Below are 18,764 nucleotides of genomic sequence, written 5' to 3'. Positions count from 1 at the left end.
CATCACGGATATTGTACTACATAACCCTTAAGAAATACAAGTGACTTTTACGGTTACTGCTTTTATACAGTTTACTTTCCAGATTCCTGTTGATTAATTGAGGAAAATACCTTAAAATAGGTAATAAGTAAATTACAACAGGATACCTTATTGAGGAATATACAAAAGCAGGCTGCCGCGGAGCAGCGTGATAGAGGTGGTACAATGGCTGAAGTAAGTGGAATTGCTAATGTTGAAAACAGGAATGCCCAGAGCATTTCTCCGGTCAAAAGGAATAATGAAAGTACGGAATTTTCCTCCTTTCTTGGGGAGACGAAGTCCCTGGATGAGATATTCCAGAATGCGGCGGTAAAATATAATGTGACGGTGGAGCTTCTGAAGGCCATCGGGAAAGCAGAGTCGGATTTTAATCCCAAGGCTGTGTCCCGCTGCGGAGCACAGGGCGTGATGCAGCTGATGCCTGGTACCGCCAAAGAGCTGGGGGTTACGGATTCCTTTGATGCCGAGCAGAACATCATGGGCGGAGCAAAATACATTGCGCAGATGCTGAAAAAGTATGACGGGGACACGAAGCTGGCTCTGGCTGCCTATAATGCCGGAAGCAATAATGTGGCTAAGTATGGCGGAATCCCGCCTTTTAAGGAAACACAGAATTATGTGAAAAAGGTTATGAATTACGTCAGCCAGGGAACGGACACCAAGGGAATCAGAGTAAGCACAGGCACCGGGGAGACGGGCGGGACCATACAGGCAGGTTATAAGACGGCTGCTCCGGCTCCGGTTCAGAACAATTACGCCTTTCTGATTGCCCAGAGTGTGAAGGAGGGCGGCGATCTGGAGAGTCTGGAAGCCATCTTCTCCTATGATGATTATCTTAAGTTTCTGGAGCTGTTTTTGAAGGAACAGGAGGAATCCAAGGAGCAGGAAGAGGAAGTGTACCGGGAGTATGCGAAGGAGATTGCATACAGCGTTCCGGTTATGAGCCTGTTGAGGGATCAAGAAAATTATAATGCAGGAATTTGAAGCAATTATTAAGAAGGCAGATGGCATCAACGGGGCCTATGTAGAGCCGCCCTTTGATGTGGAAGAGGTTTTTGGAGCCAAACGGGTGAAGGTAGCAGCTACCTTTGACGGAGTCGAGTACAGAGGGTCCCTTGTCCGCATGGGCGGATGCTATATGTTGGGAATGACGCAGGAGATCCGCAGAAGGATTGGCAAAGAACCCGGAGAGATGGTGAGGGTTACGGTCAGAAGGGATGAAGAGGAGAGGGTGGTCCCGCTTCCCCAGGATTTTGCCCAAGCCTTGGAATGCAATGCTCCTGCCTCAGAGAACTATGAGAAGCTGTCCTTTACCGGCAAGAAGGAATATGTCCAGTGGATTACCGGTGCCAAGAGGGAAGAGACCCGCAGGGAGCGTATTCAAAAATCGGTAGAGAGGCTGTCGGAAGGAAAGAAGCTCAGATAAGAATATTTTGACGGGATAGTCAGATGATCATGCTTATGCTATGGACGCGGAACTCTTTTTAGAAGTTTCGCGTCTATATTAATAAGCAGATAAATTCGATTAGGAGGGATCGTTATGAAAAAATACATGGTATTGGCGTTGGTTCTTATTGGCATATTCGCATTGGCGGGATGCACTCCTGATGATGAGAGTACAGGTGAGAATAAAATGGGTGAAAGCAGGGAGGCAAAGCCTGTCATTTACCTTTATCCGGAGGAAGACACGGAAGTCACGGTGGAACTGGAGTATGACGGAGAACTAACCTGCACCTATCCCTCATACGAGAACGGCTGGACAGTACTGGCCCGGCCAGACGGCACCCTGATGGATTTAACGACAAATCGGGAGTATTCTTACTTATTTTGGGAGGGAATATCGGACGCTTCTTATGACATGAGCGAGGGCTATATTGTCAAGGGTGAGGAGACGGCAGAGTTTCTTCAGGAAACGCTTGCAAAAATGGGGTTGCTGCCCAAAGAATACAATGAGTTTATCGTATACTGGCTTCCTGAAATGCAGGAAAATCCCTATAATCTCATTACATTCCAAAAAGATGATTACGTGAAACACGCAGGATTGAACATCAATCCCGAACCCACATCCGTTCTTCGCGTATTTATGGCTTATCAGGCGTTAGACACGCCGATGGAAGTGACAGAACCCGCAATCGTTCCTTTTGAGCGAAATGGATTTACCGTGGTAGAATGGGGCGGAACCGAAGTAAAATAGTCAATTTATAAAAAAAAGCCTTCCGGATAGGACGAATGAAGCCTGTCATGCCGGAGGGCTTATTATTATGTATTATTTTGCTATAATAATTCTTTAATTATGAATTGACATTATAAGAACATCATAATATAATTAATAATCATTATGTTAAATGATAATTTTGTATATAAATCCAATATAATGATAGCACAAAATACCTGAGATGTCAACCCCTTTTTAAAAATTTTTTTGAAAGGAATGAGGAAGGATGAAAACGGCGGAAAATCTATTTATCATGCTCCCGGCACCAATATTGAATCAGCAGACGGCGGCAGTGATCAGGGAATGCAATCCCTATACACAGCGTTTCGGGCTGATGCTGTCTGAACAGGAAATAGGGCGGCTTGTAGAGAACCGGAGGGAAGCACTGGAGCAGATGGGCAGGATTGAATTCGGAGGAGGAGTAATACAGAAGCTTATTATGGAGTTTGCGGATTCGGCTTATCTGAACCAGGATGACTATGCGGACACTTTGATACAGCTTCAGGAGTGCTTTTATTATTTTAAAGGAGAGGCACAGGAGGAGCTTCCCGATGATGAGCTGATTCATTTGATGAAACTGTACTATGAAGATGTATGCCAGGGGTCTGTCGAATATCTTCAGACTACCATGCTGGAGAACCATTGCCGTGATATTCGCTATGGAACCCAGGAATACCGGACATCGGACGGATATGAAGATAATTATATCGATTTTCTTGATTGGGACGAGGGAGAATGGGATTAAAGGAAGCAAAAGGGAAGCCTGAGAGGGCGGATCACAGGGATAGGGAAAGAAGGAGGAGGAAAACATATGGATTATCTCAATAGGGCCGGTCTTGGAATAGAAGAGGGAAGCCTGGACCCAAGGTATTATTTTCAAAGCCTGTTACAAGCGGCAGCGGAGCAGAAGCAGCTTACGCAGCAGCAGGTACAGGAGCTGCAATATGGGCTGATTCACCTTATGACCAAGGAAGTGGAGCGTTATACCAATGCGGAGAGCAGCTCCATTCCCGTGGAGAAGGCCCAGGAGCTGCTGCAGTCCATCACCTATCAGATCGGAAGCTATCTAAAGACGATTCCTGATATGCAGAATAAACTGGACTTGTTGAAACAGGAGGCACCGGAGGTACTATTTTACCGCGGAATGAAGCTTGTCACCGAGGCTCGGGAGGAAGCCCTGCAGCTTTTGACAAAGCTGCAGAAAAAGAACCGGAGATGGGACAGCATCGCCTATGAGGATACCGTATACCATGGGCTGCCAGAATTCTTTCATGATTATGATATCGAATACGGAGCCCATGAGATACCGGGCAGCATAGATTATCCGTTGATGTGTACCATGCGGGATTACCTGGGGGTGGAATATGTACATGAATATTTAAAACGTCTTACCATAGAGGACAACATCCTGAGCAGATTCTCCGGGGAGGCGGTTCGGCACCTGATTGACAGCTATGACCCGGAAGCACGTCATTTACTGGTCAATCTGTGTGAGCTGGCAACAATCAATGCCATCGGTTGTGTGCTGCTGGGCAGGGAACTTCGGGAGCCGCTCCTCTCAAGGAGAGAGATCGGAGAGCTTACGGAGCTGTTAAAGGGCGGCGGTATCGTTCCCGATGAGGGAGGCGGCCGGGGCTTGCCGGACCGAGGGGAAATGCAGCGGTTTCTTCGGGACACTGTGATGCAGATGGGAGAATTTCTGCTGCTGTCCAGGGAAGAGACAGATTATATTCAAGGCTTCGTACCGGAACTGGCGATGCGTCTTTGGTCTCACCTTGATACGAATTCATTGGAGAAGCTCTTCCTGTATATGGACAGGGAAGAGGAAGCGGAAGAAAAGCTTTATACAGGAGAACCTATGGAGGATGAGCGGCTGAGGGAATTGATTGAGGAAATCAGAGAGACAGAGGAATTGGAGAGTAAGGTTCGTCTGATACAGGAAAGGGTGAGCAGTATCGCGGATTTAACCGAGATATTGGAAGAATGCTTTTATCCGGGTGAGTATACCAGGGTTTACCGGCTCCTGGGTTCCGGGGAGGTTGCTCTGTTACGAAAGAGTATATTGGCAGAAGGGTGTCTTTCGGCGAATGGAAACATCCATGAAGAGGAATATGAGCCTCGGTCTGAATGGGAGAAAGAGCTGTTTCAGCTTCAGGAGGAGGAAAGCCTGGATTCATGATATTGCCGGAGGAATTGCAGCCGGAATATTAATTTTTATAAAAGGATTGCATCCGGGGCTTGAATTTGGTAGTATGGGCATAATGGAAAATTAAACATATGACAGTTTTCCTGTGCAGGGAGAGTTCGCTCAGAGCCTTATTCTTAGCTCTTAGAGAACTCTCCCTGCGCAAAAAGCTGTCACAGTACTGCGAGAGGAGCTTACTATGAATACCTGTATCTTTGATTTGGACGGAACCCTGTTGTCCATGCCGGACCAGGAGTTGTTTATGAATACTTATTTCAAGGCCCTGGCGGGCAAATTCAATGCCCATGGCCATGATTCGGAGAAACTGATAAAAGCAGTATGGGCGGGAACAATAGCGATGCTGAAGAATGACGGAACCATGACCAATGAGCAGCGTTTTTGGGAGACCTTTATTGCCGCAACGGGAGAGACAGGGAGAGAGCTGGAGCCGTTTTTTGATGAATTCTATCGGAATGAATTCCAGGCGGCAAAGGACACAACCTCCTCCCATCCTAATGCCAGGGAATGTGTCCGTATTTTGAAGGAAAAAGGATATACGGTTGCTCTTGCTACGAATCCCCTGTTTCCCAGGGTGGCAACCCATGCCAGGCTTGGCTGGGCGGGCCTTGACCCGGCGGACTTTGAATTAATCACAACCTATGAGAACAGCAGCTACTGTAAACCAGGCTTGCAATATTATGTTCAGGTAATGGAGACATTGGGGAAGAACGCCGAAGAATGCATCATGATCGGCAATGATGTGAAAGATGATATGTGTGCCGCTAAACTGGGGATGGACACTTATTTGCTGAAGGATTGTCTGATCTGCCCGGAGGATCAGGACATTGCAGGATACCAGCAGGGTGATTTTGATGATTTGCTCACCTGGATATCGGGGCTGCCTGATCGTAGAAACTGTGACAATATCTGATCCTAATTTTAAAGCTTATGGTTACCTTTTAGTCCATTATGCATATACTATATAAAAAGAAGAGCTTGCTATGTTCATCAAATAGCAAGCTTTTCTTCTTCACTGATAACATTATTATTTCAATCCACAGGTATTGACCCTGACAAATATATTATAGCATCTTTTAATTTTAAATTCAATATAAACTTCAATAACGTTATAAGAGACAAATTGACATAAATGGAGGATTATGGTATATTATTTCCAGGGAATAACTGCAATATAAATAATGGTGATTATATTTACATAAAATCGGAGGTGATGCTATCAAAAATAAATTTAGCTTTAATGATTTGATGCAGTTTGGATTATTTTTAATTGCATTACTAACATTCATATATTTAATCATTGTATAGAAAAACCACCCCTGGAACTTTGGCAGGAACTAGGGCGGTACTTTCTATGATTTGCACACATTATTTATGAGCAGTTATTCCTCTATATTCATAATTTAACATGATTTTTTAATAAATTCAAGAGCATATCCTTTGTAATTTACTTTGTTGATCACCGGTTTAAGTACATAAAATAGGGCAGCAGGGCAGTCCACACAAGATGGGAGAGATTTACCAGCGTGTAGACGGTCAGCGAAAAATTAACGGCAATATTGGAAACTCGTAACTGCTCCTCGTCGTCCTCCTGTAATTGCCGGTATAAGTAGCCTAGCATCAGAGCCGGCAGCAGCATCTTCAGCAACACCCCGGCAACCGGGTTAACAACGATCTTTGCCATAAAAATATTGGCTTCTTTAAAATAACCGGTCTGAAGCAGCAGAACGGTAAACAGAATGTCGGTCATGTTGAGCAGATATAAAAGGATGAATTTTTTCTTTTGTATAATCAGACTGTGGTTTTTTACAAATGCTATCATAAATACACCTCCTTGATAAAATGATTACCAGTATATGGATAATTAATCAAGTAGGTGTTTATTTTTTTCATAATTTAAATATGGTTTACAGATGAATTTATTCGGGGTAAAATAAAGTTATGAGAGATTGCGGTACAGGCAGTCTAAGAATAGGGAGGGGAAGGATGTTAGGAGAAAAGCGTTTTGCGGTACTAATTGATGCGGATAATGTTTCCGCGAAGTATATTAAATATATTCTGGATGAGATTGCCAATTATGGGGTTGCCACTTACAAAAGAATTTACGGTGACTGGACAAAGCCGGCAGCGGTATCCTGGAAGGATGTGCTGCTGGAGAATTCCGTCACACCGGTACAGCAATATGGATACACCGTCGGTAAGAATGCTACTGATTCAGCGATGATCATAGATGCAATGGATATTCTGTATTCCGGAAATGTGGAGGGCTTTTGCGTTGTTTCCAGTGACAGCGATTTCACAAAGCTGGCTTCCCGGCTGCGGGAATCCGGAATGCTGGTGGTGGGAATGGGAGAGCGCAAGACTCCGAAGCCCTTTATTGCCGCCTGTAATCAATTTAAATACCTGGATGTGTTGGCTGAGAGTGACAAGAAGAGCATGGAGCTGGAGGTGGTCCGCGGGAAAGCCGGACCGGTGCAGGAGCCGGAGAAGGCGGGCAAGCCGGAGCTTAAGAAGGATAAGGAGGACAAGGAGACGGATGCGGAAGCAAAAGGGAAGAGTCTCCTTCCTTCTGATAACGGAGATGCGGGCAAGAACATGACGGATATCAGTGTGGTTCAGGCTGCTATTCTTAAGATCATGAATGAAGTGGATGAAGATGGCCAGAGAGTGAATATGGGTGAACTGGGAAGCCGTCTGGTGAAACGGTATCCTGATTTTGACGTCCGCAACTATGGTGATACCAAGCTGTCCAAATTTCTCAAAAAATTTGATTTTCTTGAGATTAACTCGGACGGCAAGGGCGGCAGCTCCATGTGGGTTACCCTCCGTACCGATAAAGAGAGCAAGGGTACGGTAAAGGCACAGGAGGGTAAACCGGCGGCCTCCCGCAGAAGACGCAGGAAGAAGAAATAAATTGTATCAGGAAACACGGGAGCGAAGTTTGAAAGAAAACCACTTTCAAACTCTTTATTGAAGCAGTATCACAAGCAAAGATTGTGATATGCACGGGTATAAAGATGAAGCAGATTGACATCAATGGAATAACGGCAGAGCTGGAAAGAAAGCGAATTAAGAATATGTATCTCCGGGTTCTTCCCCCGGATGGAAGAGTTCATATCTCTGCGCCGCTGAGAATGAACGAGGAGATAATCCGCCGCTTTGTGTTGAGCAGACGGGAGTGGATTCTGCGGCAGCAGGCCAAGATCAGCCGTCTTCCCCTCCTCCGGGAAACGGAATATGTTACAGGAGATGAGGTATTCGTATGGGGAAGATCTTTCCGGCTGGAGGTGAGAGAAGGTTCCTTTCGCTCCAAAGCATCCTTTGAACGGTATAGCCCCTCTGATCCGGCGAAGGAGAAAGTGATTCTTTGGATAAGGCCCGGCAGCACAATGGAAGCCCGGAAGAGGATTCTGCATCAGTGGTATAGGGAACTGCTGGAGGCGGAGATCCCCCGGCTGATAAAGAAGTGGGAGAAGGTTATAGGAGTCCGGGTGGGAAGCTTTGTCATTCGGGATATGAAGACCAGATGGGGAAGCTGTAATATCCGCACGGGGAGAATCTGCCTGAATCTGCAGCTGGCCGGAAAGCCCTTTGAATGCTTGGAATATGTTGTGGTGCACGAGCTGGTGCATTTGTTGGAAAAGAGCCATAATTCTGTCTTTAAGGGTTATATGGACCGTTTTCTGCCCAATTGGAGAACTTTAAAAAGGGTATTGAACGGCCTGTCCTGATGCCCCCTTTCTATCTTGATACTTCTATAATATTCCCAGTGATTCAGATTAAAAAATTAGTGTTAAAATATCGCCCTGCCTGGGCTATAATAAATAAAAAGCACTTCTTCTGCGCTTTTTAGTGAAGATTGATTGGAGGAAACAGCTTGAATCATACATTGTGGTACACAAGCCCGGCAGATGACTGGCAGAGTGGACTGCCCATCGGTACGGGAAGGCTGGCCGGAATGGTGCTGGGCGGAATCGAAGAGGAGAGAATTGCTCTGAACCATGAGTGGCTCTGTCTGGGACAACATAAGGATCGTAAAAATGAAGACCGCAGTTCCTTCTTACCTCAGGTCAGAAAGCTTTTGAAGGAAGAGAAGTATGAAGAGGCTACTCTTCTTGCCAATGAAGCCTGGGGAGGCAACGGCGGAATCAGCGGCAGGCCTTCCATGGAGGATTCTTATCAGCCGGCGGGGGATTTTTGCTATACCCTTGACCAGGGAGAGGTTACGAACTACAGAAGAGATCTGAATCTGGAACGGGCCAGGGTAAAGGTGTCCTATCGCACGGGGGAACGAAACATCTCCCGGACGGTGATCGGACATCTGATCGAGGATGTCATCATCACCCGGATCTATGCCAGGGAAGAGGAGATCAGCGGCTCCTTCTGGCTGGATCGTCTGCCGGATCCCCGCTGCACCGTCACCTATGATCTGGGCAATGCCACCATGATCCTGCACGGGGCCTTTCATCAGGGGATGAAGTTCTGTGTAAAGGCGGATTTTAAGATCCGGGGCGGAAGGATCTATCCCATGGACGGGAATAAAATCAGGGTAGAGAATGCAAAGGAAATTCTTGTGTTTCTTAATATTGGAACGGATGTGAAGGGGGAAACGCCTCTGGAGGAATGCAGAAGGAATCCGCTTCCGGTGAAGCCCTGGAATCGTCTCTATAAAGAAAATATGGTTGAGCATGAAAAGAATTACGGGAGGCTTTCTCTGAATATCTCCGGAGGGGAGCCGAATATCCCCACCAATGAACGGATTAAGGCATACCGGGAGGGTAAGGATGATGTGACCCTTCCTCTGCTGTATTTTAATTATGGCAGATATCTTCTCTGTGCATCCTCTGCCAACGGAGAGCTGCCAGCCAATCTTCAGGGAAAATGGAATCAGGATCTGATGCCTGCCTGGGATTGTGATTATCATTATGATATCAATCTGCAGATGAATTACTGGCCCGCAGAGAACGGCCATCTGGAGGATTATACGGAGTCTCTGACGGTATATCTGGAGAAAATGATCCCCTATGGCAGGGATGCTGCCCGAAAGCTCTTCGGCTGCGGCGGGATCTGGCTGCCCCTGTCCTCCGATGTATGGGGCTGCGCTACTCCGGAGACCTTTGGCTGGTCCGTATGGGTTGGGGTTGCCGCCTGGATGTCACAGCACCTGTGGTGGCATTATGAATACGGTCAGGATCTGGAATTCCTGGAGAATCGGGCCTATCCCTTTATTAAAGAGGCGGCAGCCTTTTATGAGGATTTTCTGGTCCGGGATGAGAAGGGGATCTATCAGGTAATGCCCTCCCAGTCTCCCGAGAACCGGTTTGCCGGAGGAGGAGAGTATCCGGTTACCATCTGCGTGTCCTCTTCGTCCGATGTTCAGCTGATTATGGATTTGCTGAGTCATGCCATTGCCGCGGCCAGGCTTCTGGGAAAGGACGCGGATAAAATCCAGGTATGGGATGAGATACTTAAGAATCTTCCTCCCTTGCAGATCGGCACCCAGGGACAGCTGTTAGAATGGAATCAGGAATTTGAGGAGGTAGAGCCGGCTCATCGTCATGTATCCCACCTGTTCGGAGTATTTCCGGGAGAGCAGATTGACCGGGAGCGGACACCGGAGCTTTTCCGGGCGGCCAGGGTATCCCTGGAGCGGCGTCTTCTGGCCGGAGGCGGGTACACCGGCTGGAGCCGGGCCTGGGTTGCCTGTTTGTATGCAAGATTTGGAGAAGGGGATCTGGCTTGGGAGCATATCCGAAGACTGATCGGTGATTTTGCCACGGACAGCCTTCTGGATCTTCATCCTCCGAGAATATTCCAGATTGACGGAAACCTTGGCGGAACGGCGGCGATTCTGGAGATGCTGCTGCAGAGCTATTATGAAGAGCTTCATTTTCTGCCGGCATTGCCCAGCGTGTGGAAGAGCGGCGAGGTGACCGGGCTGAGAGCCAGGGGCGGATTTACCGTGGATATGGAATGGACGGACAATAAGCTGGTCAAAGCAAAGATTCTATCGCTGACCGATCGTGACTGCGTAATTAAAGAAGTGAATCAGAAATATTGTATTCGTGACAGCTGGGGCAATGAAGTCGGCTTCCGGATGGAGGGCAGCAGGCTGATCTTCCATATGGTGAAAGATCGCATCTATTTTCTGACACGGGAGGAAGGATAAGTGATTCGGGGAAAGGAGCAGCTATGTATCAGTTAATGATAATTGATGATGAACCGGTGGTCAGAACGGGAATTAAACAGCTGATTCCCTGGGAGGACTATAATTTCCAGATATGTGCGGAGGGACTGGACGGAAAGGATGGTCTGCGGAAGGTTCTGGAATATCTGCCGGATCTGGTTCTTGTGGATGTGAAGATGCCGGGGATGAGCGGCATTGAACTGATCCGGGAAGCCAAGAAGGAAGGCTTTGAAGGAAAATTCATTATCCTGACCGGCTATTCGGATTTTGAGTTTGCCAAGTCAGCGGTCAATCTTGGAGTGCGCGCCTATCTGCTCAAGCCCATTGATGAGGATGAGCTTCTGGAGAATATACGGGAGGTTCTGGATGAGCTGGATGCCAAGAAGCATCTGGATGATTATTATACTCTGAGCGAGCTGAAGGCAAGGCAGGAGGTGCTGCACCGACTGCTTCAGCATTCCGCGGACAAAGAGACCCTGCGCCGGGAGATCAGGCTCTATGGCATGGACTTTAATTATCATTCCTTTTGCACGGCAATCATCAGTGCGAGAAATTCTGATCCGGCGGGCGGCAGAGGTCTCAGCAAAGAATGCCAGGATGCCATGATGAGGGAGCTGACCCATGGGGATAAGCTGGAAGTGGATGACAGGCTGGTTCTCATCTGCAAGGGGCAGCCCTATCAGGAGGTTCTCCGGATATTATTGAAGAATAATGAAAGAATGAAGCGGATTACAGGAGAGAGCGTCTTTATTGCAATCGGACATGATGTGGCCAACTGGGAGGATTTAAGCTTCTCCTATGAGTGCGCGAAGCTTTTGTCCGAGTATGAATTTCTTTACAGGGACAATGAAGCGGTGAGCATTGAGATCCTGAATCAGATGGGAATGAATGAGGTCGGCAATTTTACGGATCAGCTGTTCAGCCTCATTGAGATTGGAGATTCGGAAGCCATCCGGCAGGTGCTGCGGGATCTGAAGAATAATTATAAAAACAGGCTGATGAAGGAAGCGGAGATTAAGGTGCTGGTGATACATAACATGGTCCTGCTGCACAGCATTCTGGAGCGCAGGTATGAGAATAAGCAGGAGGAGCTTCCGGATTTTGACCAGCTTATTGAGGGTATCAAGCATGTGGAGAGCCTGGAAGGGCTCATGGAGCTGGTGGAGCAGTATTGCCTGAAAGCCAAGGACTGCATCGGCGCGTCCACTACGGACGTGGTGGTAAAGCGGATGATTGCTTTTATGGAAAAGAATTATGACCAGGATCTGAAGCTGGAGGCGATTGCAAGACTGTTCAATTATAACAGCGCATATCTGGGGAAGATCTTTAAGAAGGAGATGGGGGAAAGCTTCAATAACATGCTGGACCATATCCGGATTGCCAATGCAAAGCGTCTGCTGACGGAAACCAATCTGAAGATTTATCAGGTTTCCAAACGGGTGGGCTATGGAAATATTGATTATTTCTATTCTAAATTTAAGAAATATGTCGGAATCAGCCCCAAGGAGTTTAAAAAGCAATAGGGCAGGAAAAGTCATTCCCGAACAGTATGTAGATATTTTATTAATATTGTACAGAGACAATTTTGAAGAAATATGTTGCTGACAAGGTGTGGAACAGTTTTAGATGAGGAGGAGAGAATTATGAAATTTAGTAATGGCTGCTGGCTGCAGAAGGAAGGAACCGAGGTGTTTTCCCCTGCCCATGTTTATTATACAAAGCAGGAGGAGGGGCTGCTGACCCTGTGTGCGCCAACCCACCGGATTGTCCACCGGGGGGATACCCTGGGCGGTCCGAATCTGACGATTCGGATCAGTGCACCGCTTCCCGATGTTCTGCGGATACGGTGCGATCATTATATGGGGCGGCAGAAGAAATCACCGGAATTTGAACTGGAGCTGGGGAAGGGCTCCTGCCTGCAGGCAGAGGAGACCCCGGATAAGCTGATTATTTCCAGCGGAGGGCTGCGTCTGGAGATCGACCGGGAGAACTGGAGGATGGTATTCTACCGGGGACAGGAGAGGATTACGGAAAGCAGCTGGCGTGATCTTGCCTATGTTAAGACGGATTGGCGGGGACTTGCCTATGACGACGGCGGGGAACAGGATACCTACATGAGGGAGAGACTGTCCTTATCCGTGGGGGAACTGATCTACGGCCTGGGGGAGCGTTTTACTCCCTTTGTGAAGAACGGACAGAGCATTGATATCTGGAATGAGGATGGGGGAACCTCCACGGAGCAGTCCTACAAGAATATCCCCTTTTATGTTTCTAATAAGGGCTATGGGGTATTTGTCAATCATCCCGAACGGGTTTCCTTTGAGATCAGCTCCGAGATGGTGAAAAAGGTACAATTCTCTGTGCCCGGGGAGGGATTGGATTATTTCCTGATCAATGGGCCTTCCATGAAGGAAGTGCTGATGCGTTACACGGATCTGACCGGCAAGCCGGGACTTCCTCCGGCATGGACCTTCGGTCTGTGGCTGTCCACCTCCTTTACGACCCGGTATGATGAGGAGACGGTGAACCGTTTTGTGGACGGAATGCTGGAGAGGGGGATTCCCTTAAAGGTATTTCATTTTGACTGCTTCTGGATGAAGGAGTTCCACTGGAGTGATTTTACCTGGGATTCCAGAGTGTTTCCGGATCCGGCGGGCATGATAAAAAGGCTGAAGGAGAAGGGGCTGAAGATCTGTGTCTGGATTAACAGCTATATCGGACAGGAGTCCAGTATGTTCCGGGAGGGCGTGGAAGGCGGTTATTTCATCAAACGCAGGAACGGGGATGTATGGCAGTGGGATATGTGGCAGCCGGGTATGGCGATTGTGGACTTCACGAATCCGGCCGCCTGTCAATGGTTCTCCTCCAAGCTGGAAGCCTTGCTGGATATGGGGGTTGACTGCTTTAAGACGGATTTCGGCGAGCGGATTCCTACGGAAGCCGTGTATTATGATGGTTCCGATCCCATGAAGATGCATAATTATTATACTCATCTTTATAATAAAACCGTGTTTGAGCTCCTGGAAAGAAAGCGGGGAAAAGGGGAAGCGGTGCTGTTTGCCAGAAGTGCCACTGCCGGAGGCCAGAAGTTCCCTGTTCACTGGGGCGGTGACTGCTGGTCGGATTATGAGTCCATGGCGGAAAGCCTCCGGGGAGGCTTGAGCCTTACCATGTCCGGCTTTGGCTTCTGGAGCCATGATATCGGCGGCTTTGAGAGTACCTCCACGCCGGATGTTTATAAACGGTGGTGTGCCTTTGGATTATTGTCCACCCATTCCCGCCTGCACGGCAGCTCCTCTTACCGGGTGCCCTGGGCTTATGATGAAGAGGCGGTGGATGTAGTCCGGTTCTTTACCAGATTAAAAGCCGCTCTGATGCCGTATCTGTTTGGCAATGCAGTCCGGACAGCCAGACTTGGAATTCCCTCCATGCGCAGTATGGTGATGGAGTATACCGAAGATCCTGCCTGTGCCTATTTGGAGAAGCAGTATATGCTGGGTGACAGGCTCCTGGTGGCTCCGATCTTTAACGAAGAAGGAACGGCCCAGTATTATCTTCCGGAGGGACGCTGGACGGATTACCTTACGGGTGAGAAGAAGACCGGAGGACGCTGGTATAAGGAGCATCACGGATATCTCAGCATTCCGCTGCTGGTGAGAGAGAACAGTATCATTGCCGTAGGTGCCAGGGAGGATGATCCTGTTTATGACTATGGCGAGGATGTGACGCTGAAGGTTTATGAACTGGTTGACGGAGAAGCTGCCTCGGTGACGGTATATGACCAGAAAGCTAATCCTGCCTTAGAGGCTGCGGTTTTGAAAAATGGGAAGAGTATTGCCATTGATGTGAGGGCTGCCGGAAAGTATCAGGTGGAATTAGTAAACTGTGCGGAAATTGCGGATGTTGAAAATGGAAGCTTCCGTATGGAGGATGAGAATGCGGTGATTATCCCTGCCGCAGAGGGAACAGTTACCGTAAGGCTGGCATAACAGGAGAAGGGCAGCACAAAAACAGGGCAAGAAAAGTACAAGAATAGTACAAAAACAGGGCAAAAAACAGTACAAGAATAGTACAGGAACGGTATAGAGATGTGCAAATGATCTTGAAGTTTACCGCTTGGCTGGCTGTGCCGCAGTGCTATTTATAGGAGAGCAAGCTGTGAAGCATAAAAGAGTAAACTGTAAAATGGTTGTATAAAATGCAAAAATAAATAGAGCAAGAAATGCGCCTAGAAGGGGAAAGTTGATAAAGTCAATTTTGATAAAGTTAATTTTGACAAAGTCAATTTTGACAAAGTCAATTTTGATAAAGTCAATTTTGACTTTAGTCAGCCTCACCTTCGGGCGCATTTTTTGTAATATTTTTCAAGGATTTTATATTCAATATTCCTTCCATCAGGAAGTAAGGCTGTCTCTGGAACTTTCCTGATAGAACGTACGCACGCGGAGGGCTTGATTATGGTCGCCGAAATCTTCTCCGAACAGGGTCAGGCCGCCGCAGTTGGCGGTATCCTTCGGAACCTCAAGGCGGAAGGTTATGGTGCTGGTGTAATCGATGTCCAGATCCTGAATGGTGGTTTTGGAGATCCGGCTTCCTCCGTCGATAAAGGTGCCCTCGGAATTGATAATGATGGTCTTCAGCAGACCGTACTGATTCATACGTTCGGGCCACCAGAAGGGATTTAAAAAGCCTTTTCTGGCGCCGAAGTCTCCCGGACTGACCCACATCCCCAGGGATGTGCCGTTGATGGAAAAATAGATATCGGAAGGATAGTCCTCGCTGCTTCCGGGGCATTCCGAGCTGATTTCAAAGGAAATCTGAAGCTCGGTCAGGGTCTGTCCGGCCAGAAGATGATTGGGCAGATTATATTCCAGATAGCCGCTTCCAAACCACAGAATTCCGGCATCATACCGTTCCGGAAAGCTGAAATACCTCCGGTCGTCAAAGGCGCCGATCACCTTTTTGGAGGTGGCCAGGCCGCAGGTGGGATTGATTTTGAAATCGCTGAAATAGCCGATGCGGATATCATCCTGGTAGAAGCTCCTGGTCTCCCGGACCGGAGCAAAATCTATGATCAATCGGTCATGGTTGGGCTGTACCAGCTTCATGGTTCCCCGTTTGCCGGCAGTGGTGTGGATTTTCACAAGTCCGGCCTTCTCCAGCTTGCCCACATGCATGGAGATCGCGCTGTTAGTCAGCTTCAGGGCCTCGGCAATATCGTTCATGCTCAGCTGATCATTCTCATAAATCATTTCCATAATCTTCAGACGCATGGGAGTGCTTAAGGCCTTCAGGACCTCTTCTGCTCCTTGTATTGTTTGAAAGTATAACATAAGAACCTCCTGGCTGGACTTGCACAGCTTTTTATAATAAGGTAATTATAAACATAAGGTATTGTTAAAGTCAATAATTAAATAAAAACAAACAGATGGAATAGCAGAGAAAAAACACGGAAAACAACTTGACCTTTTTCTTGAAATATAGTAAATTGATGATATGGTTAAGTCATAAACGTAATAGTACATTAAAAAATAAAATAAAGGTGGTAAAGGAAATGGTAAAGTATTATATCAACCCTAATAAGAAGCTGGGCAAGATCAACAAGGAGATTTACGGGCATTTTTCCGAGCATCTGGGAAGATGTATCTATGAGGGCCTCTATGTGGGCGAGAATTCCGAGATTCCCAATACCAACGGTATGAGGAATGATGTGGTTGCCGCATTGAAGGAGATGAAGATTCCGGTACTGCGCTGGCCCGGAGGCTGCTTTGCGGATGAGTATCACTGGAGGGATGGCATCGGACCGAAGGAAACACGCAAGAAGATGATTAATACCCATTGGGGCGGAGTGGTGGAGGATAACAGCTTCGGAACCCATGAGTTCATGGAGCTCTGCCGCCAGCTGGAGTGTAAGGTCTATATTAACGGCAATATGGGAAGCGGCACGGTGCAGGAGATGTCCGAGTGGGTTGAGTACATGACCTATGAGGGAGTATCCCCCATGGCTGATCTCAGAGCCAGGAACGGACATCCCGAGCCCTGGAAGGTGGATTTCTTTGGTGTGGGCAATGAGAACTGGGGCTGCGGAGGCAATATGCTGCCGGAGTACTATGGCAATGAATACCGCAGATATCAGACCTATGTGAGAAATTATAACCAGAATGCACCTGTTTATAAGATTGCCTGCGGTGCCAATGCAGGTGATTATGAATGGACCAGAGGGGTGCTGGATGCCGCCCACCGTCACGCGCCGGAGCATTGCCACGGCTTCATGGACGGACTTTCCCTGCATTACTATACAGTTCCCGGTAACTGGCAGGATAAGGGCAGCGCTACGGAATTTGATGAGAAGGAATGGTATAAGACCTTAAGCAAGACCCTCTTTATGGAAACCCTGATCAAGCGCCACGGAGCCATTATGGACCAGTATGATCCGGAGAAGAAGATCGGAATGATCATTGATGAATGGGGTACCTGGTACAACTGTGAACCGGGTACGAATCCGGGCTTCTTGTATCAGCAGAACACCATGAGGGATGCCCTGGTGGCGGGACTTAACCTGAATCTGTTCAATAAGAACAGCGACCGTGTGAAGATGGCGAATATTGCCCAGCTGGTGAATGTGCTTCAATCCGTGATACTGACCGAGGGAGCGAAGATGGTTCTTACCCCCACCTATCACGTATTCAACATGTATAAGCAGCACCAGGAGGCACAGCTGCTGGACAGCTCCCTGGAGAGCCAGCCGGTGGGACTGGAGAATGAATACATGGTTCCGAACCTTCATGAATCCGTATCCCTGGACCAGGATGGAAAGCTTCATATTACAGTGAATAACCTGTCGATTACCGACAGCTATACGGTGGATGCGGTGCTTGCGGAAACAGCAGTTAAGAAGGTGGAAGGTTGTATCCTGACCAATGACTGGAAGGCACACAATACCTTTGAGAATCCGGAGTTGGTACAGCCGAAGGAATTTAAGGATTATAAGGTCACGGAGAAGGGAATCCGGTTTACCATTCCCGCCTGCAGCGTATTGAGCCTGGAGGTTGAAATATAATAGGCCATTGAGATGTAGATCAGGCAATGACGATAGGCTGTCCTGTCTTTGACAGTCCAAATGCGAAGAATGTTGTTATCCGTGTTCTTCGCATTTTTTATGAAAATGCGGCTATATTTTATTGCTTTTTCTTTGTTCTTTGAATAAGCCTTTATAATCCGGGAGGTTTTGAAAAAATTCTATAATAGAAGATTCAAAAATGGCCGATGTTTCGAATTGATGAAGCATCAGCTGTTTTTTGCAACGGATTTTAATCAAATAAACATGACACACCGTTGTCGTGTTTGTTATGTTATGATTGAAATAAAAAAGGAGAACTTCACTATGAAAAAGGAAATTTCTATTTTTGAAAGACCAGAGAGAATTAATGAGCAATACTTGGAAGCCTGCGGTAATATGTCATGGTATGATTTTGTGATAGCTATGCCGTCGCTGGTATTCGTCGTCACAGGTTGGAAATCGAACGGTAAAGAAAACGCCTGTCTGCAATCTTGGTCTTCCTTTGTGGGAAGCGGAGCGGACAACTATATCTGTATCATGGGAAAAGTCGATAAAGGCGGGCATATGTATCAATCACTGAAAGAAACGAGAGTGTGCGTGTTGAATTTTCCTTCAAACGACATTTATGACCGCTGTGTTAAAACGATTGGTAATAATCAGTTTGAAACAGATGAAATCACCGCCTCCGGCTTAACGGCGGAGAAAGCCTCAAAGGTCAACGCACCGCGAATCAAAGAGTGTTTTTTGAATATCGAATGTGAATTTTTATGGGAACATGAGCTCGTCGAGGGAAGCGGGGAAGTGGCGGTTGCATTGAAAGCTGTCAACATTTGCATGGATAGCGAACATTACGACCAAAACAAACTCGGCAGATACGGAAAGAGCGGTTTTTTGTTTCAAGTTGACCAACCCACCAATCCAGATACAGGAGAAACAACACCTTTCGGACCCGGAATATTGGAGCAAGGAAATCCAATTCCTTGGATTACAAAATAAGCATACTGCGTAGCTGGCTTTCCAGGCAGTAGACCCAATAAAGCAAAACAAGGCGGCGGGATAG

General features: G+C 47.4%; 15 protein-coding genes and 1 pseudogene. 14 read left to right on the top strand and 2 right to left on the bottom strand.

The annotated features are described in order from the left end of the window. The first annotated feature begins 204 nt into the window (after positions 1 to 204). The 6 genes from HNQ56_RS15310 to HNQ56_RS15285 all read left to right on the top strand — a co-directional run bounded on the left by HNQ56_RS15310 (position 205) and on the right by HNQ56_RS15285 (position 5,370). Positions 205 to 1,023 (top strand): lytic transglycosylase domain-containing protein, encoded by an 819-nt coding sequence (locus tag HNQ56_RS15310; protein WP_429147985.1) that lies wholly within the window; start codon positions 205 to 207, stop codon positions 1,021 to 1,023. Then, entirely contained in the window at positions 1,010 to 1,465 is a 456-nt protein-coding gene (locus tag HNQ56_RS15305) for a DUF1905 domain-containing protein (protein ID WP_429147982.1), read from the top strand. Before HNQ56_RS15310 ends, HNQ56_RS15305 begins: the two co-directional genes overlap by 14 nt. 114 nt (positions 1,466 to 1,579) lie before the next feature. Next, complete coding sequence (locus HNQ56_RS15300) at positions 1,580 to 2,233, top strand: hypothetical protein (protein WP_429147979.1); 654 nt, start codon at positions 1,580 to 1,582, stop codon at positions 2,231 to 2,233. A gap of 247 nt (positions 2,234 to 2,480) precedes the next feature. Next, positions 2,481 to 2,999, top strand: a complete 519-nt coding sequence (locus HNQ56_RS15295; RefSeq protein WP_429147977.1) for a DUF6323 family protein — start codon at positions 2,481 to 2,483, stop codon at positions 2,997 to 2,999. A gap of 66 nt (positions 3,000 to 3,065) precedes the next feature. After that, positions 3,066 to 4,433: a DUF6179 domain-containing protein gene (locus tag HNQ56_RS15290; RefSeq protein WP_429147974.1), complete on the top strand. Its 1,368-nt coding sequence runs from the start codon at positions 3,066 to 3,068 to the stop codon at positions 4,431 to 4,433. 205 nt (positions 4,434 to 4,638) lie between these two features. Then, the gene (locus HNQ56_RS15285) at positions 4,639 to 5,370 is read left to right on the top strand and encodes an HAD family hydrolase (protein ID WP_429147971.1); all 732 of its coding nucleotides are present in this window, start codon (positions 4,639 to 4,641) and stop codon (positions 5,368 to 5,370) included. Positions 5,371 to 5,916: 546 nt separating this feature from the next. Here HNQ56_RS15285 and HNQ56_RS15280 read toward each other — a convergent pair. Beyond that, entirely contained in the window at positions 5,917 to 6,279 is a 363-nt protein-coding gene (locus HNQ56_RS15280) for a DUF5658 family protein (protein WP_429147968.1), read from the bottom strand. 164 nt (positions 6,280 to 6,443) lie between these two features. On the opposite strand from HNQ56_RS15280, the gene HNQ56_RS15275 reads away from it, so the two are divergent. The 6 genes and pseudogenes from HNQ56_RS15275 to HNQ56_RS15250 form a co-directional block, all read left to right on the top strand. Beyond that, the gene (locus HNQ56_RS15275) at positions 6,444 to 7,370 is read left to right on the top strand and encodes an NYN domain-containing protein (RefSeq protein ID WP_429147965.1); all 927 of its coding nucleotides are present in this window, start codon (positions 6,444 to 6,446) and stop codon (positions 7,368 to 7,370) included. 104 nt (positions 7,371 to 7,474) lie between these two features. Beyond that, positions 7,475 to 8,188, top strand: a complete 714-nt coding sequence (locus tag HNQ56_RS15270) for a M48 family metallopeptidase (protein WP_429147962.1) — start codon at positions 7,475 to 7,477, stop codon at positions 8,186 to 8,188. Positions 8,189 to 8,334: 146 nt separating this feature from the next. Beyond that, positions 8,335 to 10,626 carry a glycoside hydrolase family 95 protein gene (locus HNQ56_RS15265; RefSeq protein WP_429147959.1) on the top strand — a complete coding sequence of 764 codons (2,292 nt, stop codon included), beginning with the start codon at positions 8,335 to 8,337 and terminating at the stop codon, positions 10,624 to 10,626. A gap of 23 nt (positions 10,627 to 10,649) precedes the next feature. Beyond that, positions 10,650 to 12,167: a response regulator gene (locus HNQ56_RS15260; RefSeq protein ID WP_429147957.1), complete on the top strand. Its 1,518-nt coding sequence runs from the start codon at positions 10,650 to 10,652 to the stop codon at positions 12,165 to 12,167. Between the two features lie 120 nt (positions 12,168 to 12,287). Then, positions 12,288 to 14,633: an alpha-xylosidase gene (gene yicI / locus HNQ56_RS15255; RefSeq protein WP_429147954.1), complete on the top strand. Its 2,346-nt coding sequence runs from the start codon at positions 12,288 to 12,290 to the stop codon at positions 14,631 to 14,633. Positions 14,634 to 14,900: 267 nt separating this feature from the next. Further along, positions 14,901 to 15,002, top strand: a pseudogene (locus tag HNQ56_RS15250) (hypothetical protein); the annotation flags it as partial. Between the two features lie 36 nt (positions 15,003 to 15,038). Here the strand turns inward: HNQ56_RS15250 and HNQ56_RS15245 are convergent. Beyond that, positions 15,039 to 15,977 carry an ArsR/SmtB family transcription factor gene (locus tag HNQ56_RS15245; protein WP_429147951.1) on the bottom strand — a complete coding sequence of 313 codons (939 nt, stop codon included), beginning with the start codon at positions 15,975 to 15,977 and terminating at the stop codon, positions 15,039 to 15,041. Between the two features lie 221 nt (positions 15,978 to 16,198). Between HNQ56_RS15245 and HNQ56_RS15240 the strand changes: the two genes are divergently transcribed. Continuing rightward, positions 16,199 to 17,704 carry an alpha-N-arabinofuranosidase gene (locus tag HNQ56_RS15240; protein ID WP_429147948.1) on the top strand — a complete coding sequence of 502 codons (1,506 nt, stop codon included), beginning with the start codon at positions 16,199 to 16,201 and terminating at the stop codon, positions 17,702 to 17,704. 324 nt (positions 17,705 to 18,028) lie between these two features. Continuing rightward, complete coding sequence (locus HNQ56_RS15235; RefSeq protein ID WP_429147945.1) at positions 18,029 to 18,700, top strand: flavin reductase family protein; 672 nt, start codon at positions 18,029 to 18,031, stop codon at positions 18,698 to 18,700. Positions 18,701 to 18,764: the final 64 nt, after the last annotated feature.

The sequence above is a fragment of the Anaerotaenia torta genome (genome assembly GCF_050433395.1).
Lineage (GTDB): Bacteria > Bacillota > Clostridia > Lachnospirales > Lachnospiraceae > Mobilitalea > Mobilitalea torta.
This window is presented reverse-complemented; position numbering and strand designations above follow the sequence as displayed.